At 54.3% G+C, this 18355-nt stretch carries 15 protein-coding genes; 8 read left to right on the top strand and 7 right to left on the bottom strand.

Annotation, left to right across the window (positions count from 1 at the left end; genetic code table 11):
* Positions 1–125 precede the first annotated feature (125 nt).
* The 4 genes from rplM (at position 126) to sspB (ending at position 2392) form a co-directional block, all read left to right on the top strand.
* Entirely contained in the window at positions 126–554 is a 429-nt protein-coding gene (gene rplM, locus JJB97_RS08435) for a 50S ribosomal protein L13 (protein WP_238713585.1), read from the top strand.
* A 15-nt stretch (positions 555–569) separates the two neighbouring features.
* Complete coding sequence (gene rpsI, locus JJB97_RS08430) at positions 570–962, top strand: 30S ribosomal protein S9 (protein ID WP_017374840.1); 393 nt, start codon at positions 570–572, stop codon at positions 960–962.
* Between the two features lie 294 nt (positions 963–1256).
* Entirely contained in the window at positions 1257–1898 is a 642-nt protein-coding gene (gene sspA, locus JJB97_RS08425; RefSeq protein ID WP_238713584.1) for a stringent starvation protein SspA, read from the top strand.
* 5 nt (positions 1899–1903) lie between these two features.
* Positions 1904–2392, top strand: a complete 489-nt coding sequence (gene sspB / locus JJB97_RS08420) for a ClpXP protease specificity-enhancing factor (protein ID WP_238713583.1) — start codon at positions 1904–1906, stop codon at positions 2390–2392.
* Positions 2393–2624: 232 nt separating this feature from the next.
* Here the strand turns inward: sspB and JJB97_RS08415 are convergent, their stop codons facing one another.
* Complete coding sequence (locus JJB97_RS08415) at positions 2625–4043, bottom strand: glutamate synthase small subunit (RefSeq protein ID WP_238713582.1); 1419 nt, start codon at positions 4041–4043, stop codon at positions 2625–2627.
* Positions 4044–4052: 9 nt separating this feature from the next.
* On the bottom strand, positions 4053–8510 hold the full coding sequence (gene gltB, locus JJB97_RS08410; RefSeq protein ID WP_238713581.1) for a glutamate synthase large subunit: 4458 nt from the start codon (positions 8508–8510) through the stop codon (positions 4053–4055).
* A 673-nt stretch (positions 8511–9183) separates the two neighbouring features.
* On the opposite strand from gltB, the gene JJB97_RS08405 reads away from it, so the two are divergent.
* From JJB97_RS08405 to mtgA, 4 genes are all read left to right on the top strand, one after another.
* The gene (locus JJB97_RS08405) at positions 9184–10107 is read left to right on the top strand and encodes a TIGR01212 family radical SAM protein (RefSeq protein ID WP_238713580.1); all 924 of its coding nucleotides are present in this window, start codon (positions 9184–9186) and stop codon (positions 10105–10107) included.
* Positions 10108–10384: 277 nt separating this feature from the next.
* Positions 10385–12730 carry an aerobic respiration two-component sensor histidine kinase ArcB gene (gene arcB, locus JJB97_RS08400; protein WP_238713579.1) on the top strand — a complete coding sequence of 782 codons (2346 nt, stop codon included), beginning with the start codon at positions 10385–10387 and terminating at the stop codon, positions 12728–12730.
* A gap of 239 nt (positions 12731–12969) precedes the next feature.
* On the top strand, positions 12970–13629 hold the full coding sequence (gene elbB / locus JJB97_RS08395; protein WP_238713578.1) for an isoprenoid biosynthesis glyoxalase ElbB: 660 nt from the start codon (positions 12970–12972) through the stop codon (positions 13627–13629).
* 10 nt (positions 13630–13639) lie between these two features.
* Positions 13640–14371, top strand: a complete 732-nt coding sequence (gene mtgA, locus JJB97_RS08390) for a monofunctional biosynthetic peptidoglycan transglycosylase (RefSeq protein WP_238713632.1) — start codon at positions 13640–13642, stop codon at positions 14369–14371.
* Between the two features lie 504 nt (positions 14372–14875).
* On the opposite strand, the gene npr is transcribed toward mtgA, so the two are convergent.
* From npr to rpoN, 5 genes are read right to left on the bottom strand one after another with little or no spacing between them, the layout of a single operon-like run.
* Entirely contained in the window at positions 14876–15148 is a 273-nt protein-coding gene (gene npr / locus JJB97_RS08385) for a PTS phosphocarrier protein NPr (protein WP_238713577.1), read from the bottom strand.
* A complete protein-coding gene (gene rapZ / locus JJB97_RS08380) occupies positions 15145–15999 on the bottom strand; it encodes an RNase adapter RapZ (protein WP_238713576.1) in 855 nt (284 codons plus the stop codon). Before rapZ ends, npr begins: the two co-directional genes overlap by 4 nt.
* A 46-nt stretch (positions 16000–16045) precedes the next feature.
* The gene (gene ptsN / locus JJB97_RS08375; protein WP_238713631.1) at positions 16046–16531 is read right to left on the bottom strand and encodes a PTS IIA-like nitrogen regulatory protein PtsN; all 486 of its coding nucleotides are present in this window, start codon (positions 16529–16531) and stop codon (positions 16046–16048) included.
* 59 nt (positions 16532–16590) lie between these two features.
* The gene (hpf, locus tag JJB97_RS08370) at positions 16591–16878 is read right to left on the bottom strand and encodes a ribosome hibernation promoting factor (protein WP_238713575.1); all 288 of its coding nucleotides are present in this window, start codon (positions 16876–16878) and stop codon (positions 16591–16593) included.
* A gap of 24 nt (positions 16879–16902) precedes the next feature.
* Complete coding sequence (gene rpoN, locus JJB97_RS08365) at positions 16903–18336, bottom strand: RNA polymerase factor sigma-54 (protein WP_238713574.1); 1434 nt, start codon at positions 18334–18336, stop codon at positions 16903–16905.
* Between the last annotated feature and the right edge of the window lie 19 nt (positions 18337–18355).

Below are 18355 nucleotides of genomic sequence, written 5' to 3'. Positions count from 1 at the left end.
ACTTTAGTGTGCCGGTGAAAACTATCCGAGGGGGTAGGTTTACTGGACAATGTCGTGTGAACCTTAACTGATTTGAAACGTTTGGGTGAACACCTGCGTGTAACTTATATTTGGGTAAGCTTTTAATGAAAACTTTTACAGCTAAACCAGAAACCGTAAAACGCGACTGGTATGTTGTTGACGCGACCGGTAAAACCCTGGGCCGTCTGGCTACCGAACTGGCTCGTCGCCTGCGCGGTAAGCATAAAGCGGAATACACTCCGCATGTTGATACCGGTGATTACATCATCGTTCTGAACGCAGAGAAAGTTGCCGTAACCGGTAACAAGCGTTCTGATAAAGTGTATTACCACCACACCGGCCACATCGGTGGTATCAAACAAGCGACCTTTGAAGAGATGATTGCCCGCCGTCCTGAGCGTGTGATTGAAATCGCGGTTAAAGGCATGTTGCCGAAAGGCCCGCTGGGTCGTGCTATGTACCGTAAGCTGAAAGTTTACGCGGGTAACGAGCACAATCACGCGGCGCAGCAACCGCAAGTTCTGGACATTTAATCGGGATTACAGGCAATGGCTGAAAATCAATACTACGGCACTGGTCGCCGCAAAAGCTCCGCCGCTCGCGTGTTCATCAAACCGGGCAACGGTAAAATCATTATCAACCAGCGTTCTCTGGAACAGTACTTCGGTCGCGAAACTGCCCGCATGGTCGTTCGCCAGCCGCTGGAACTGGTAGAGATGGTTGAGAAACTGGATCTGTACATCACCGTTAAAGGTGGTGGTATCTCCGGTCAGGCGGGGGCGATCCGTCATGGCATCACCCGCGCGCTGATGGAGTACGATGAATCTCTGCGCTCTGAACTGCGTAAAGCTGGCTTCGTCACCCGTGACGCGCGTCAGGTTGAACGTAAAAAAGTCGGTCTGCGCAAAGCTCGTCGTCGTCCGCAGTTCTCCAAACGTTAATTGTCTTCGTACAATTTGCGCAAAACCCGGCCTCAGCGCCGGGTTTTTTGTGGGAGCGTTTTTGTGGATATGCGCGCCTGTTGCGCTTTTGCATCAAATCCGCAAATCCCTTCCTCACATGTTGCCTAAAATCTGGTAAACTATCATACACTTTTATGCCCAAATGGCGGTTACCGTTCCCGTGTCGCTCAAAATGACAACGGGTATGGCGTGCTGGCAGGAAAGGGTACATAACTACGCCGGTCCTGGTTGCGGCTGGCAGCTTGGTTTTTTTGAATACACCTGGAGGTTTTCATGGCTGTCGCTGCCAACAAACGTTCGGTAATGACGCTGTTTTCTGGTCCTGTTGATATCTATAGCCATCAGGTACGTATTGTTTTGGCTGAAAAAGGCGTCAGTTTTGAGATTGAGCATGTTGAGATGGATAATCTCCCTCAGGACTTGATCGACCTTAATCCAGGCCAGAGCGTACCCACCCTGGTTGATCGGGAACTCACCTTGTGGGAATCCCGTATTATCATGGAATATCTTGATGAGCGTTTTCCTCATCCGCCTTTGATGCCGGTTTATCCGGTTGCTCGCGGGGAAAGCCGCCTTTATATGCACCGTATCGAAAAAGACTGGTATTCACTGATGAATATTATTCAAAACGGGAGCAATCAGGAAGCGGAAACGGCGCGTAAGCAGTTGCGTGAAGAGTTACTGGCAATTGCGCCGGTGTTTACCCAAAAGCCCTATTTCCTGAGCGATGAGTTCAGCCTGGTCGATTGCTATCTGGCGCCGCTGCTGTGGCGTTTGCCGCAGATGGGCATTGAGCTGAGCGGCGCAGGCGCGAAAGAAATGAAGGGTTATATGACCCGCGTATTTGAGCGCGACTCATTCCTGGCTTCCCTGACCGAGGCCGAGCGTGAAATGCGCTTGCAGGGTCGAGGTTAAGTTTGATGGATATTTCGCAGTTAACGCCGCGCCGCCCGTATCTGCTGCGGGCGTTTTATGACTGGCTGCTGGATAACCAGCTCACGCCGCACCTTGTGGTGGATGTAACGCTGCCTGGCGTGAATGTGCCAATGGAATACGCGCGTGATGGGCAAATAGTGCTCAATATCGCGCCGCGTGCCGTAGGGAACCTGGAACTGGGCGACGATGAGGTGCGCTTCAATGCGCGCTTTGGCGGCGTACCGCGCCAGGTTAATGTTCCGTTGGCCGCTGTGCTGGCGATTTACGCGCGTGAAAATGGCGCAGGCACCATGTTTGAGCCGGAAGCAGGTTATGACGAAGACGTTCCTGAACTGATGGAAAACGACGTGGAAGACGCGAGCGGTTTGATGTCGGTTATCGATGGCGATCGTCCGGACAGTGACGACAAACCCGATCCGGATGATGTGCCGCCGCCGCGGGGCGGACGACCTGCGTTACGGGTCGTGAAATAACGCAACGCAGCCAGGTAGTTGCGGCTGTTAGCAAACGCCGATACGCGCGGCTTCGGCCCGAAAAGGCAGAAAAGAAATTAGAAATCAGCCGGTTGAGTTTCGGCTGACGGCGACGGGGAGGGCAAATCACGTTTTTGTCCTCCCCGTTACTCATCTGAGGTCAAAAAACGGTTTTGCCCCTTTGCCATCAAACTGACTACCCGCCAGTAAACTGGCGGGATGCCGCCTGCGGTTAAACGTTGAGGAAGTTCATAATCCCGTCTGCGGCTTTACGGCCGTCTGCAATAGCGGTTACCACCAGATCCGATCCGCGAACGATATCACCGCCGGCGAAAATCTTCGGGTTGCTGGTCTGAAAGGCGTTTTCGCTGCCTTGCGGCGCCACTATGCGGCCCTGAGCGTCCAGTTCAACGCTGTGCTTCTCCAGCCAGCTCATGGCATGTGGGCGAAATCCGAAAGCCAGAATAACCGCATCCGCGGGCAGGGTGTGCTCTGAGCCTGGGATGATTTGCGCGCGGCAGCGGCCTTTGTCGTCTGGCGCGCCCATTTCGGTACGCGCCATTTTCACACCGCTCACCCGGCCATTGCCATTAATCTCAACGCCCAGAGGTTGTACGTTGAACTGAAAGTCCACGCCTTCTTCACGCGCGTTTTTAACTTCGCGTTTTGAACCCGGCATGTTGGCTTCATCACGGCGATAGGCGCAGGTTACGTGCGTTGCGCCCTGGCGAACAGCGGTGCGCACGCAGTCCATTGCGGTATCGCCGCCGCCCAGCACCACCACGCGTTTACCTTCCATGCTAATATAGGGTTCACTGGCATCGGCGTTAAAACCCATTAGCTGTTTGGTATTTGCAATGAGAAACGGCAGCGCATCGACTACGCCCTGTGCATCTTCATTATCCAGCCCGCCGCGCATTGACTGATAGGTGCCGACACCGAGGAAAATGGCGTCATATTCATTCAGCAATGCATCCAGTTCGATATCTTTACCTACTTCGGTGTTGAGTTTGAATTCAATACCCATACCGGTAAAGATTTCACGGCGACGCGTCATCACCTCTTTTTCCAGCTTGAATGCCGGGATACCAAAGGTCAGCAGGCCGCCGATTTCCGGATGACGGTCATACACCACCGCTTTCACGCCGTTGCGCGTCAGCACATCAGCGCAGGCAAGCCCGGCAGGACCTGCGCCGATAATCGCCACGCGTTTACCGGTTTGTTTTACGCCGGTCAAGTCCGGCCGCCAGCCCATCTCAAATGCTTTGTCGTTGATGTAGCGTTCAATATTACCGATAGTGACCGCGCCAAATTCATCGTTCAGCGTGCAGGCGCCTTCACACAAGCGATCCTGAGGACACACGCGCCCACATACTTCCGGTAACGTGTTGGTCTGGTGAGATAACTCGGCCGCTTCAATGATGCGCCCTTCATTGGCCAGCTTTAGCCAGTTAGGGATGTAATTATGAACCGGACATTTCCACTCGCAGTAAGGATTACCACAGGCGAGGCAGCGGTCTGCCTGCGCTGTAGCCTGGCTATCGGAGAAAGGTTCGTAGATTTCGACAAACTCAATTTTACGCAGCTTGACGGGCTTTTTCGGCGGATCAACACGCTGCAGGTCGATAAACTGATAAACGTTCTGACTCATGACAACCCCTTACTGTGCCTGCACGCGCAGCTCGGCTGCGGAACGGCTGCGGTGACCTAATAACGCTTTCACATCGCTGGATTTTGGTTTTACCAGCGCAAACTTCGCAGCAAATATCGGCCAGTTAGCGAGGATCTCCTCGCCGCGCTGCGAACCGGTATGCTGCACGTGCTCGGTGATAAGTCCACGCAAATGCTCTTCGTGTATCGCCAGTTCTTCCACGCTCAGCACTTCCACCAGCTCCGGGTTGACGCGCTTGCTGAACTCGCCGTCTTCGTCGAGCACGTAGGCGAAACCGCCGGTCATGCCTGCGCCAAAGTTCACGCCGGTTTTACCGAGCACGCAGACGATGCCGCCGGTCATGTACTCGCAGCCATTGTCGCCGATGCCTTCCACCACGGTAATAGCTCCGGAGTTACGCACAGCAAAGCGCTCGCCCGCACGCCCGGAGGCATACAGACGCCCGCCCGTTGCGCCATACAGGCAGGTGTTACCGATGATGCTGGCGTCGCAGCCGCGAAACGCCGAGCCTACCGGCGGGCGCACCGCGATAAGCCCGCCCGCCATGCCTTTGCCGACGTAGTCGTTAGCATCGCCTGTCAGGAACAGCTCAACGCCGCCTGCGTTCCAGACGCCGAAACTTTGCCCGGCGGTGCCGTTAAAGTGCGCGCGAATCGGATCTGCCGCCAGCCCCTGGTCGCCGTATTTGCTGGCGATATAACCTGACAGCGTGGCGCCTACGGAGCGGTCGGTGTTGCGGATATCAAACCACAGCGTTTTACGCTGGCGCTCGTCAACAAACGGCTGCGCCTGCCTGAGCAATTGCGCGTTCAGCTCACCGGTATCAAACGATGGATTGCTCTCGGTGCAGTGTACCGCTTTGCCGGCCAGTGGCTCGGCTGTTTCCAGTAGTCGCGACAGCTCAAGTTTTTGCTGTTTAGCCGTGAAGCCTTCAAGCTCTTTAAGCAGGTCGGTGCGGCCAATTAAGTCTACCAGGCGCTTTACGCCCAGCAGCGCCATCAGCTCGCGAGTTTCGCGGGCGATAAACTCAAAGTAGTTAGTCACCTTAAACGGCAGGCCGTGATAGTGATTTTTGCGCAGCTTATCGTCCTGGGTTGCCACACCGGTTGCACAGTTGTTCAGATGGCAAATACGCAGATACTTACAGCCCAGCGCCACCATTGGACCGGTACCGAAGCCGAAGCTTTCCGCGCCGAGAATGGCCGCTTTGATAATGTCGAGGCCGGTCTTGAGGCCGCCGTCTACCTGCAGGCGAATTTTGTGGCGCAGGCCGTTTGCCACCAGCGCCTGCTGGGTTTCCACCAGCCCCAGTTCCCACGGACAGCCTGCATATTTCACCGACGTCAGCGGGCTGGCGCCGGTGCCGCCGTCGTAACCGGCTATCGTTATCAGGTCAGCATAGGCTTTCGCCACGCCGGTGGCGATAGTGCCAACGCCAGGCTCGGACACCAGCTTCACGGAAATCATCGCCTGCGGGTTGACCTGCTTGAGGTCGAAAATGAGCTGCGCGAGATCTTCAATAGAGTAAATATCGTGGTGCGGCGGTGGAGAAATCAGCGTCACGCCTGGCACAGAGTAGCGCAGTCTGGCAATGTACGGCGTGACCTTATCGCCGGGTAGTTGGCCGCCTTCGCCGGGCTTCGCGCCCTGGGCGACTTTAATCTGGATAACGTCGGCATTGACCAGATAAGCCGGGGTTACGCCGAAGCGGCCGGACGCTACCTGTTTAATGCGTGAGACTTTGTTGGTCGCGTAGCGCGCCGGGTCTTCACCGCCTTCACCGGAGTTAGAAAAACCGCCGAGGCTGTTCATGGCCTCGGCCAGCGATTCGTGGGCCTCCGGGCTGAGCGCGCCGATGGACATCGCTGCGGTGTCAAAACGCTTAAACAGCTCGGATGCCGGTTCAACGTGTTCGACGTTGATAGCCTCGCCCTGCGGGTTCAGCGCCAGTAAATCGCGCAGCGTCGCCACCGGGCGTTCGTTCACAAGCGTCGCGTATTGCTGATAATCGCTGTACTCGCCGCTCTGCACCGCTTTTTGCAGCGTTTGAACCACGTCCGGGTTGTAGGCGTGGTATTCGCCGCCGTGTACGTATTTGAACAACCCGCCGGCATCCAGCGGTTTGCGCGCAAGCCAGGCGCGCTTCGATAAATTCATTAAGTCTTGCTGAAAATCGCTGAAGCTGGCGCCGCCGATGCGGCTGACAACGCCCTGAAAACACAGGTCTGTCAGCTCGCGATGCAGGCCTACGGCTTCGAACAGGCGCGAGCAGCGGTAAGAGGCGATAGTCGAAATGCCCATTTTGGACATAATCTTATAAAGACCTTTATTAATGCCATTACGGTAGTTCAGCATCACCGTTCGGTAGTCTTTGGCAAGCGCGCCGGCATCGACCATGCGCGCCAGCGTTTCGTAAGCCAGATACGGGTAGATGGCCGTCGCGCCAAAGCCTAACAGCACGGCAAAGTGGTGCGGATCGCGGGCGCTGGCGGTTTCAACGATGATGTTGGCGTCACAGCGCAGGTTGCTTTCCACTAACCGGGTCTGGATAGCGCCCACCGCCATCGGCGCCGGTACCGGCAGACGATTTGGCGCGATGTTGCGATCGGAGAGCACCAGTAATACGGTACCGGCCTGCACCATGCGTTCTGCTTCGTCGCACAGCGCTCTTACAGCGGCTTCGAGATCGGTTTGGGTCGCGTCGTAAGTGATATCCAGCGTATCGGCGCGATAATATTCTTCTTCCTGCGTCGTGAGCTGCTTGAAGTCGGAAAACAGCAGAACGGGCGATTTAAAACTCAGGCGGTGCGCCTGGCCTTCTGCTTCGCAAAAGACGTTCATTTCGCGGCCAATGCTCGTGGCCAGCGACATCACATGCGCTTCGCGCAGCGGGTCGATTGGCGGGTTTGTTACCTGAGCGAACTGCTGGCGAAAGTAATCATATATAATACGCGGCTGACCGGAGAGAACGGCAAATGGCGTATCGTCGCCCATCGAACCGGTCGCTTCCTGGCCGTTTTCACCCAGTACGCGGATAACGGTATCCAGCTCTTCAGCGCTGTAGTTAAACTGCTTCTGGTAGCTTGCCAGCAGGTCGTCGTCCATTTCGCGGGCGCCGACGCGCTCATCCGGCAACGCTTCAAACGGCACCAGGCGACGTACATTTTTTTCCATCCACTCTTTATAGGGGTGACGGCTTTTGAGATCGTTATCCGTTTCGGCAGAGTGCAGAATGCGGCCGCTGCGGGTATCGATTACCATTAACTCACCGGGGCCGACGCGGCCTTTTTCCACCACTTCATCCGGCTGATAGTCCCAGATACCAACTTCAGACGCGCAGGTGATGAGCTTATCCTTGGTAATGACGTAACGCGCCGGGCGCAGGCCGTTGCGGTCAAGGTTGCAGGCCGCAAAATGGCCGTCTGACATCACGATCCCCGCCGGGCCATCCCACGGTTCCATATGCATGGAGTTAAAATCAAAAAATGCGCGCAGTTCCGGATCCATTTGTGGGTTGTTTTGCCAGGCGGGCGGCACTAGCAGGCGCATCGCGCGTACAATGTCCATGCCGCCTGCCAGCAACAGTTCCAGCATGTTGTCGAGTGAACTGGAGTCGGAGCCAGTTTCATTTACAAACGGCGCGGCATCCTGCAAGTCAGGGATAAGCGGCGTTTTAAATTTATAGGTACGCGCGCGCGCCCACTGGCGGTTGCCGGTGATGGTATTAATTTCGCCGTTGTGCGCCAGGTAGCGAAACGGCTGCGCCAGCGGCCAACGCGGTACGGTGTTCGTGGAAAAACGCTGGTGAAACAGGCAAATAGCCGATTCCAGACGCAGATCTGCAAGATCCAGATAAAAGCGCGGCAGATCCGCCGGCATACACAGGCCTTTATAGATATTCACCAGGTTTGACAGGCTGCATACGTAGAAATCGCGATCTTCAATGCGCTTCTCAATGCGGCGCCGGGCGATAAACAGGCGTCGTTCCATATCGCGGGGGCGCCAGCCCGCCGGGGCGTTGACAAAAATTTGCTCAATGCGGGGCAGGGAGGAAAGGGCAATCTCGCCGAGTACGTCGGTATTGGTCGGTACTTCACGCCAGCCGACGATAGAGAGCGTTTCGCGCTGTAATTCTTCTTCCACAACCTTACGACAGGCGCGTGCTACGGCATCGTCTTTGTTCAGAAAGAGCATGCCGACTGCGTAATTTTTAGCAAGCCGCCAGCCGCGTTCTTCGGCCGCCAGGCGGAAGAAGCGATCGGGCTTTTGCAGCAGCAGGCCGCAGCCGTCGCCGGTTTTGCCATCGGCAAGAATAGCGCCGCGGTGCTGCATACGAGCCAGCGCATGAATGGCCGTGCGCACTACTTTGTGGCTGGGTTCGCCTTCTATGTGGGCGATCAGGCCGAAACCACAGTTATCCCTTTCGAGGGATTTATCGTACAACATATGAGTGAACCTCCCCAGGCTCTGCGGGATCCCCTGTAGCGGTTGCGAGCGGGCGCAGCGAGGGCAAGACGACGGTATAAAGCGCGCTGCGCTCGCCCGTTTCGCCTCCCCTGAACCATCGCAGCGGTTACACAAGTATTAAGGACTTGTTTGGAGGGAATCTTTAATTACTGCATAAATATGATGGAGGGAGTCTCCATCGAGATAGCTTCCAGCGAAATTCCAACTTATCGGGAAAGCGCACACAGGTCAAATGGCAAATTTATCGGAGCAGCTAAACGCCGGAAAAACTTTATCTCATTGTTTTAGCGTTGTTTAACAGGGTTTTTCATACCTAAACGCCGCCTTTTTCCGCTGCACAGAGTGTGATCTGACTCACTAATGGAAAGCGAGAAAAAAGCAGGTGAATTCTGTTATGTTGGATTATGGTAGACATTTATGCTGATAAATGGAGTAAGTCTGCAGTATGACTCTGTTTTTAACCCCGGTTGAAATTCTTTATTTAAACGCCGTCAGTATTATTAAAAATAATCACCTGCGTGATGATTTAAAAGCCGTTATTTGTGAATAAAAATTCATTTTTAACATATGGGAGGCGGTTGATCCACGTCATCGCCATGAACGTAAGAAAATGGCAGGCTGGCGACCTTTTATCCGGCCATCCTAACGGCGTATGCAGCTACAAAAATTAGTAAATATGTTTGGCGGCGATCTCAGCCGCCGCTACGGCGAAAAGGTTCATAAACTGACGCTGCATGGCGGTTTCAGTTGCCCTAATCGTGATGGTACGCTTGGGCGCGGCGGCTGTACCTTTTGTAACGTTGCCTCGTTTGCTGATGAAGCAGAACAGCATCGCTCCATTAGTGAGCAACTGGCGCGTCAGGCTGGCCGCATCAATCGCGCCAGCCGTTATCTGGCCTATTTCCAGGCCTATACCAGTACCTTTGCCGAAGTTCAGGTATTACGCAGCATGTATAAAGAGGCGGTCAGCCAGGCGGATGTCGTTGGGCTGTGTATCGGCACCCGCCCTGACTGCGTACCGGAAAGCGTGCTCGATTTACTGAGCGAATACCGTGAACAGGGCTATGAAGTGTGGCTGGAGCTGGGTTTACAGAGCGCGCATGATAAAACACTGCGTCGTATTAATCGTGGGCATAATTTTGCCTGTTACCAGCAGACAACCCGGCGGGCCAGGGCGCGTGGCCTGAAAGTATGCTGCCATCTTATTGTTGGGCTGCCGGGGGAAGATGGCGCGGCTTGCCTCACTACGCTGCATAAAGTGGTGGAAACCGGCGTTGAAGGAATCAAACTGCATCCTTTACATATCGTGTCCGGCAGCACAATGGCGAAAGCCTGGCAGGCCGGGCGACTTGCTGCGATAACGCTTGAGAACTATGCGGTGATTGCGGGTGAAATGATTCGCCATACGCCGCCGGAAGTGGTGTATCACCGCATTTCCGCCAGCGCGCGACGGCCCACGCTACTTGCGCCGCAGTGGTGCGAGAACCGCTGGACGGGGATGGTCGCGCTCGATAGCTGGCTGCAGGCGCACGGCGCGCAGGGATCGGCGCTGGGCCGGGCATGGCAACCGCGCTGAATAAGCGCCGGCATTTTTCCAGACAGGCGTATTTTTCGAGCGATATCGCACGGTTTTGCTTTCCGACGCCTGGCGCGCTTGCTCCTTTCTCGCCACTCACCTTATTTTAATTATATGATTGGGCGCTGAAAGCCTGACATTATGGCGACTTTCGCCATTGCGCGACGCCCTGTCCGCACACGTTTAATCCTCGTGCTGCGTTTTTATTATGCTTTTACAGCGTGTTTATCGCTGAAACCGCCTTGTGCCTGGCCCATAACGCTGCAAAGGAACTTTCATGAAGCAAATCCGCAAACTGGCTCAGTATTATGTCGATCTGATGATGAAGTTGGGCCTTGTCCGCTTCTCCCTGCTGCTGGCGCTGGCGCTGGTCGTGCTGGCTATAGTCGTGCAGATGGCGGTAACTATGCTGCTGCGTGGTCAGGTAGAAAGTATCGACGTTATCCGTTCCATCTTTTTCGGCCTGCTGATTACTCCCTGGGCCGTGTATTTCCTTTCGGTGGTGGTTGAACAACTGGAAGAGTCGCGCCAGCGGCTCTCGCGGCTGGTGGAAAAGCTCGAAGAGATGCGCGAGCGCGATTTAATGCTCAATGTGCAGCTAAAAGACAATATTGCCCAGTTAAATCAGGAGATTGCCGAACGTAAAAAAGCGGAAGCGGAGCGCCATACTATGCTTGAGCAGTTGCAGGTAGAGATGAAGGAGCGTGAAGAAACGCAGATGCGCCTTGAACAGCAATCCTCTTTTTTGCGTTCTTTTCTCGATGCTTCGCCGGATCTGGTGTTCTATCGTAATGAAGACAACGAATTTTCCGGGTGCAATCGGGCTATGGAGCTACTGACGGGCAAAAGCGAGAAGCAGTTAATTGGGTTAAAACCCCCCGAAGTCTACGAACCGGCGATTGCGCAGAAGGTGATGGAATCAGACGAGAAAGTGTTCCGTCATAATGTATCGCTGGCTTATGAACAGTGGCTGGATTATCCCGACGGGCGTAAAGCCTGCTTTGAAATTCGCAAAGTGCCGTATTATGACCGTGTGGGGAAACGACATGGCCTGATGGGGTTTAGCAGGGACATTACTGAACGCAAGCGTTATCAGGATGCGCTGGAGCGCGCCAGTCGAGATAAAACGACCTTCATTTCCACCATTAGCCATGAGTTGCGCACGCCGCTTAACGGTATCGTTGGTCTTAGCCGTATTTTGCTGGACACAGAACTAACCCAGGAGCAGGAAAAATACCTGAAAACTATTCATGTTTCCGCGGTGACGCTTGGCAATATATTCAACGATATTATAGACATGGATAAAATTGAGCGCCGCAAAGTGCAGCTTGATAACCAGCCTGTTGATTTCACCAGCTTTCTGGCTGACCTTGAAAACCTTTCCGGCCTGCAGGCGCAGCAGAAAGGGCTGCGCTTTATTCTCGAACCCGACTTGCCTTTACCGCATAAAGTCATCACCGACGGTACGCGCCTGCGCCAGATTCTGTGGAACCTTATCAGCAATGCAGTAAAGTTCACCCAAAGCGGCCAGGTAGTCGTTCGGGTGCATTATCAGCACAACAGCATGCTGCGTTTTGACGTTGAAGATTCCGGCATCGGCATTCCTCAGGAAGAACAGGACAAAATTTTCGCCATGTATTATCAGGTAACGGGCAGCCACGGCGGCAAGCCCGCGACAGGTACGGGTATCGGGCTGGCGGTATCGCGGCGGCTTGCAAAAAGCATGGGGGGAGATATCACCGTTTCAAGCCTGCCGGGTAAAGGCTCGATCTTTACGTTGACGGTACACGCGCCGCATGTAGAGCAGGCGCAGGAGGATAGACTGGAACAGGACGATGTGCCGCTGCCGGCGCTGCATGTGTTGCTGGTAGAAGATATTGAGCTGAACGTGATTGTCGCGCGTTCGGTGCTGGAGAAACTGGGCAACAGCGTTGAGGTCGCCATGACCGGTCAGGCCGCGCTGGAAATGTTCAGACCGGGTGAGTTTGACCTGTTGTTGCTGGATATCCAGCTTCCGGACATGACCGGACTGGATATTGCTCGCGAGCTGCATAAGCGTTTTAACAAAGACGCGCTCCCGCCGCTGGTGGCCCTGACGGCCAACGTACTTAAAGATAAAAAAGAGTACCTTGACGCCGGAATGGATGACGTATTGAGTAAGCCGCTGGCGGTGCCGGCGTTAACGGCGATGATTGAAAAATTCTGGGGTGAGTGCGCCGGAGGTGAAACCAGCGCTGCCGCCGCTGCGCAATATCACGAAGGCAGGCATGATGCACTGCTCGATATGGACATGCTTGAACAGTATATGGAGCTGGTCGGCCCGAAATTAATTACCGATGGTTTGACCATGTTTGAAAAGATGATGCCCGGCTATCTTAGTCTTCTGGAATCCAACCTGACGGCGCGTGACAGGAAAGGCATTGTGGACGAGGGGCATAAAATCAAAGGGGCCGCCGGTTCCGTTGGGCTGCGTCATTTGCAGCAACTGGCGCAGCAGATTCAGTCGCCTGAGCTTCCTGCATGGTGGGATAACGTAGGGGAATGGATTGAGGAGCTGAAGCAGGAGTGGCAGCACGATGTCGCGGTGTTGAAGGCCTGGGTTGCCCGTGCGCAAAAAAAATGACCCCGGCCAGGCCGGGGTGCGCGAATACTGCGCCAACACCAGGGAAATCATTACGCCGCCTGTTCAGATTGTGTTGTGGGTTGTGGCGGCGCTTAAACGAAAGAGGCGTCTTTTTGTTCAGGCAATAAGATAGCAAATCTTACACTGTTTGTTACTTGATTCAGTAAAATATGTGAAGCATAGCGTTCTTATTAATAAAATTACTTTAGCTTGTCTGACCATTAGAAAGGAATGCCAGTATGAAAAAAATTGGTTTGGTACTAAGTGGATGCGGGGTTTACGACGGCTCAGAGATTCATGAAACCGTGATTACGCTGCTTGCAATCGCTCGTGGCGGTGCGCAGGCCGTGTGTTTTGCGCCGGATAAAACTCAAGAAGATGTAATCAATCATCTTACCGGCGAGCCGGTACCGGAAAGCCGCAATGTACTGATTGAGGCAGCGCGTATTACCCGTGGCGCGATTAAACCGCTGGCTGAAGCGAAGGCGGCGGAGTTGGATGCGCTGATCGTCCCCGGCGGTTTCGGCGCAGCTAAAAATTTAAGCAATTTTGCCAGCCAGGGCCGCGCCTGTACGATCGATCCGGATTTTGCAACGCTTGTGCGCGACTGCCACGATGCGGGCAAGCCGCTCGGTTTTCTGTGTATTGCGCCTGCGATGCTGCCTGCCATTTTGCAAATGCCGCTGCGTTTGACCATAGGGACTGATATTGACACCGTTGAAACAATTGAAGCTATGGGCGGTGAACATATATCGTGCCCGGTTGACGATATCGTAGTGGATGAGGCGCACAAAATTGTCACCACCCCGGCTTATATGCTGGCGCAGCGTATTGATGAGGCGGCGGACGGCATTGAAAAGCTGGTAGCCAACGTGTTGGCGCTATGTGAGGATGCGTAAGCTGCGTTCGATAAGGGCATGGGTGACGCGCTGGCTGCGAAGAATAGTCATTGTGCTGATTGTTTTCTGGAGCGGCGGTATCGTGCTTTTCAGTTTTTTGCCGGTGCCCTTTTCCGCGGTTATGGTTGAGCGCCAGCTTAGCGCATGGCTGCATGGCAACACAGGCTACGTGGCGCATTCAGACTGGGTGGCGATGGAGGATATTTCACCGTGGATGCCGCTGGCGGTTATTGCCGCAGAAGATCAAACGTTTCCCAGCCACCGGGGGTTTGATGTCGCGGCTATACGGAAAGTACTGGCAAGCCGTGGGGAAAACACGCCTATGCGCGGCGCTTCCACGCTGTCGCAACAGACGGCGAAAAACCTGCTGCTTTGGGATGGACGTAGCTGGCTGCGTAAGGGGCTTGAGGCAGGGTTGACGGCAGGCATTGAGCTGGTGTGGAGCAAGCGCCGGATTCTGACGGTTTATCTGAATATTGCTGAATTCGGCGAAGGTATATTCGGCGTGGAAGCCGCCGCGCGCCATTACTTCCACAAGCCCGCCAGCCGCCTGACACAGGCGCAGGCGGCACGCCTGGCGGCCGTGTTGCCTAACCCGATTCGCCTGAAGGCAAACGCGCCTTCAGGCTATGTGCTGGCGCGTCAGCAGTGGATCCAGCATCAGATGCGCCAGCTCGGTGGTTTAACCTTTCTCAGGCCGGTTATGGGGGAAAAACGGTTGGACGTTAAGCGTATTTTTTGATCCGTAGCGGCAACTGACGGGTTATGCGCATCTGGCACGATTATTCGTTTATTCCGGCGTTCCAGCCAGATGTTCTGTCAGAATTCGTTTGCAAAGTGAATGCCTCATGACGCAACCATGACAAATGGGGCGGCGCAGGCGTTTAATCAAACCTGCATCGGACTAAAAAATTGGCAAACCGTGCAGCGGGGTTTATAGCAACGGACAACCTGCTCATGAGAATAAGTGATTGTAAGACTGATATGTCCACTGCCGTATTGAGGCGTGCGGGAAAATAAAATACGGAAAAATGGCTGTCGGCGTTTTATCGATAACTTGCAGATGGCGGCCCGGAAGCCTGATGTCGGCTGGAAAAAAGTTAAAAAAATCGCGAAATTTTAAATTTTATTTAATTTTCAATAGATTACTCTTGTTTTTTCCTTTCACCTTCCGTTTTATCCGTCCATAGTATATTACGCGACAGCGTTTAAGATTATTAAAATTACCAGTAGGCTGGCGTAGCGTTCAGTCCTCATCGAAACCGGCATTGAACAGCGCGACGACAGCGCTGAGCGCTTCCTGTTCCTGCGGGCCGCTGGCTTCCACTTCAATATGTCCTCCCTGGGCGGAATCCAGCATTAACAAGGCAATAACGCTGCTGGCCTCCGCTTCGATGCCGCTTTCGTTACGCAGCAAGACTTCCGCATCAAAGCTCTGCACCAGATCAAAAAGCTTCATCGCGGGCCGGGCGTGCATGCCCAGCCGGTTTGTGATTTCAACGGTTTGCCTGACGGTCATGTTTTACGTTTTTCAAGCGTGCGATGGCGTGACTGAACGTTCTTCCCGCGTGAGCGGAAGTAATCGGCGAGCTGTTCTGCCACGTAAACCGAACGGTGTTTACCGCCGGTGCAGCCGATAGCAACGGTCAAATAGCTACGGTTGTTGGTTTCCAGCATCGGCAGCCAGAGCTCGAGGTAACTGCGGGTCTGGTAAATAAAGTTATGCACTTCGGTGTGTCTGTCGAGAAACGCGGCGACGGGCTTGTCCAGGCCCGTCATTGGGCGCAGTTTAGGATCCCAGTGCGGGTTTGGCAGAAAGCGCACGTCAAATACATAGTCGGCGTCTATGGGAATGCCGTGTTTGAAACCAAAAGATTCAAACACCATAGTGAGTTCGCGTTCACGTTTGCCAAGCAGGCGCGTACGCAGCATTTCCGCCAGTTCGTGAACGGACATCTCAGACGTGTCGATAATCAGATCTGCGCGCGAGCGTAGCGGCTCCAGCAGATCGCTTTCCTGGTCGATGGCGCTTTCCAGCGATAAATTTTTGCTGGAGAGCGGGTGCAGCCGGCGCGTATCGCTGTAGCGGCGAATTAACGTGTTGCGATCGGCATCGAGAAAGAGCAACTGTGGTGAGAATGACGCAGGCAGATTGCCCATCGCCTGCTCAAAAATCTCCGGCGATTCCGGCATATTACGCACGTCGATACTCACCGCCGCCGAGATTTTACGTTCTGCCAGCGTATTGGCCAGCTCCGGAAGGAGCACGACCGGCAGGTTGTCCACGCAGTAGAACCCCATATCTTCCAGGGCGCGCAATGCCACAGACTTCCCTGAACCAGAGCGGCCGCTGACAATCATCAGCACCATGATACATCTCTCCCCACTGAGAAAGCTGCGCTATACGCAGCCAGGCTTATTCATCGATGTTTGAATTGTCTGTGATGATTTGCCACAGCGCTTCATCAGTTTGTGCGGCCCGCAGGCGGCGACAAATATTTTTATCGGCCAGGCGCTTTGCAGCCAGCGACAGGGTATGCAGATGGACTTTTGTCTGATCTGCCGGTACCAGCAGCGCAAATAAGAGATCGACCGGCTGATTATCAATCGCATCAAAAGCAATGGGCGTTTCCAGTTGTATAAAAACTCCCACGGCCCTGAGTGTATCTTCTTCCAGTTTTCCGTGAGGGATAGCGATGCCGTTGCCAATGCCTGTGCTTCCCATGCGTTCACGCGTCAGAACCGCATCAAACACAACCTGAGGCGCCAGCCCTAGCTGCTCTGCGGCTATTTCGCTGATAATCTCCAGCGCGCGTTTCTTGCTCTGGCAATGTACGCCGACCCGGGTACATTCCTGATTAAGAACAGTGCTCAATTGCAGTGCCGAATCATTATTCATCATCATTTTACCTGAGTTTCCCGCGCCCAGCCGGGTAGCGAGGCGCGGGAATTCCCGGATTATCAGTGTTGTTTTAATTTGTCTTTATGCTTGTTTAACTGACGGGCCAGTTTGTCGATTAGACCGTCAATCGCGGCATACATGTCCTGGCCTTCCGCGCTGGCATGTAGCTCTCCGCCGTTAACGTGCAGCGTGGCATCCGCCGCATGCGTCACCTTTTCCACTTTCAACACAATATAGACCTGATTGATCCGTTCAAAATATTGCTCCAGCTTAGCGAATTTTTTATCAAGGAACTCGCGCAGGGCCTCGGTAATTTCGACGTTCTGTCCAGTGATATTGAGCTGCATAAGTGTCTTCCTTATCAGGTTGGGTCAAACCAGTTGTTTACGTTGGTTAGACGGAGGAATCGATAAAGACTCTCGGTACTTTGCAACAGTACGGCGCGCCACCATGATCCCTTGATCGGAAAGTATAGTGGTGAGCTTGCTGTCGCTCAGCGGTTTGGCGGGGTTCTCCGCAGCAATTAATTTCTTCACCAGCGCGCGGATTGCCGTAGAAGAGGCTTCGCCGCCGCCTTCGGTATTCACGTGGCTGGAGAAGAAATATTTCAGTTCAAAAATACCGCGCGGGCTGTGAAGGTATTTTTGCGTGGTGACGCGTGAAATTGTGGATTCGTGCATATCGACGGCCTGGGCGATGTCCGCGAGCACCATTGGTTTCATATATTCTTCGCCGTGTTCAAAAAAGCCTTGCTGCTGCTCCACAATGCAGCGGCTTACGCGCAGCAGGGTGTCATTGCGGCTTTCAAGGCTTTTAATCAACCATTTCGCTTCCTGAAGATTGCTGCGGATAAACTGGCTGTCGGCTGTGTTACGCGCGCCGTTGCCCATTGCGGCGTATTGCTGGTTGATCTTCAGGCGCGGGATGCTGTCGCTATTAAGCTCAACGCTCCACCGGCCCTGTACTTTGCGCACCAGCACGTCGGGAATCACATATTCCGGCTCGCCGGTTTGAATGGACTGCCCGGGGCGCGGATCCAGCGACTGAATAAGCGCAACGGCCTCTTTCAACACATCTTCTTTCAGGCGCGTCAGGCGCATCAGAGTGCGGAAGTCATGGTTTGCCAGCAGATCGAGATAATCGGAAATAATCAGCCGGGCATCAGCCAGGCGTGGCGTTTGCGGGTTGAACTGAGAGAGCTGGATAAGCAGGCAGTCGCGCAAATCGCGAGCCGCAACGCCTACCGGGTCGAAACGCTGGATGCGTTTAAGCACGGCTTCCACTTCTTCACGCGTTATTTCATCGTTGCCCAGGCTTTCCATAATATCTTCGATCGGCACAGTGAGATATCCCGTCTCGTCAACGGCATCCACAACAGAGGTGGCGATAGCGCGGTCGGTATCTGAAAAGGGCGTGAGCTGAACCTGCCACATCAGATAGTCCTGCAACGTCTGGGTGGTTTCCCCCTGGTAGACCGGCAGCTCATCAACAAGGTAGTCGCTGCCGGTCCCTGAAGGCGTTCCGGCGGTGTAGATTTCATCCCAACTGGTATCAAGCGGCAGTTCGTCGGGCATTTCGCGCTGCTCAAGTGCTTCGCTGCTGTCAAGCGTTTCGCGATCCTGGGCTGCCTGGGCGTCTATTTCCTCATGAGGATCGGTTTGTTCAAGCAGAGGGTTGCTTTCCAGCGCCTGCTGTAGTTCTTGCTGAAGTTCCAGCGTGGAAAGCTGCAACAGGCGAATGGCCTGCTGTAACTGCGGCGTTATGGCAAGCTGTTGACTCAGCTTTAATTGCAAACCCTGCTTCATATTCAGAGCAACATTCCTC

It is taken from the genome of Tenebrionibacter intestinalis (genome assembly GCF_016632365.1).
Taxonomy (GTDB): Bacteria; Pseudomonadota; Gammaproteobacteria; order Enterobacterales; family Enterobacteriaceae; genus Tenebrionibacter; species Tenebrionibacter intestinalis.
Note: the sequence above shows the minus strand (reverse complement) of the source record. Positions and strands in the feature narration are given on the sequence as shown.

Bases quoted from the DNA above. Each gene is read 5' to 3' on its own strand.
- rplM (WP_238713585.1), top strand. From the start codon at position 126: ATGAAAACTTTTACAGCTAAACCAGAAACCGTAAAACGCGACTGGTAT.
- rpsI (WP_017374840.1), top strand. From the start codon at position 570: ATGGCTGAAAATCAATACTACGGCACTGGTCGCCGCAAAAGCTCCGCC.
- sspA (WP_238713584.1), top strand. From the start codon at position 1,257: ATGGCTGTCGCTGCCAACAAACGTTCGGTAATGACGCTGTTTTCTGGT.
- sspB (WP_238713583.1), top strand. From the start codon at position 1,904: ATGGATATTTCGCAGTTAACGCCGCGCCGCCCGTATCTGCTGCGGGCG.
- JJB97_RS08415 (WP_238713582.1), bottom strand. From the start codon at position 4,043: ATGAGTCAGAACGTTTATCAGTTTATCGACCTGCAGCGTGTTGATCCG.
- gltB (WP_238713581.1), bottom strand. From the start codon at position 8,510: ATGTTGTACGATAAATCCCTCGAAAGGGATAACTGTGGTTTCGGCCTG.
- JJB97_RS08405 (WP_238713580.1), top strand. From the start codon at position 9,184: ATGCAGCTACAAAAATTAGTAAATATGTTTGGCGGCGATCTCAGCCGC.
- arcB (WP_238713579.1), top strand. From the start codon at position 10,385: ATGAAGCAAATCCGCAAACTGGCTCAGTATTATGTCGATCTGATGATG.
- elbB (WP_238713578.1), top strand. From the start codon at position 12,970: ATGAAAAAAATTGGTTTGGTACTAAGTGGATGCGGGGTTTACGACGGC.
- npr (WP_238713577.1), bottom strand. From the start codon at position 15,148: ATGACCGTCAGGCAAACCGTTGAAATCACAAACCGGCTGGGCATGCAC.
- rapZ (WP_238713576.1), bottom strand. From the start codon at position 15,999: ATGGTGCTGATGATTGTCAGCGGCCGCTCTGGTTCAGGGAAGTCTGTG.
- ptsN (WP_238713631.1), bottom strand. From the start codon at position 16,531: ATGATGAATAATGATTCGGCACTGCAATTGAGCACTGTTCTTAATCAG.
- hpf (WP_238713575.1), bottom strand. From the start codon at position 16,878: ATGCAGCTCAATATCACTGGACAGAACGTCGAAATTACCGAGGCCCTG.
- rpoN (WP_238713574.1), bottom strand. From the start codon at position 18,336: ATGAAGCAGGGTTTGCAATTAAAGCTGAGTCAACAGCTTGCCATAACG.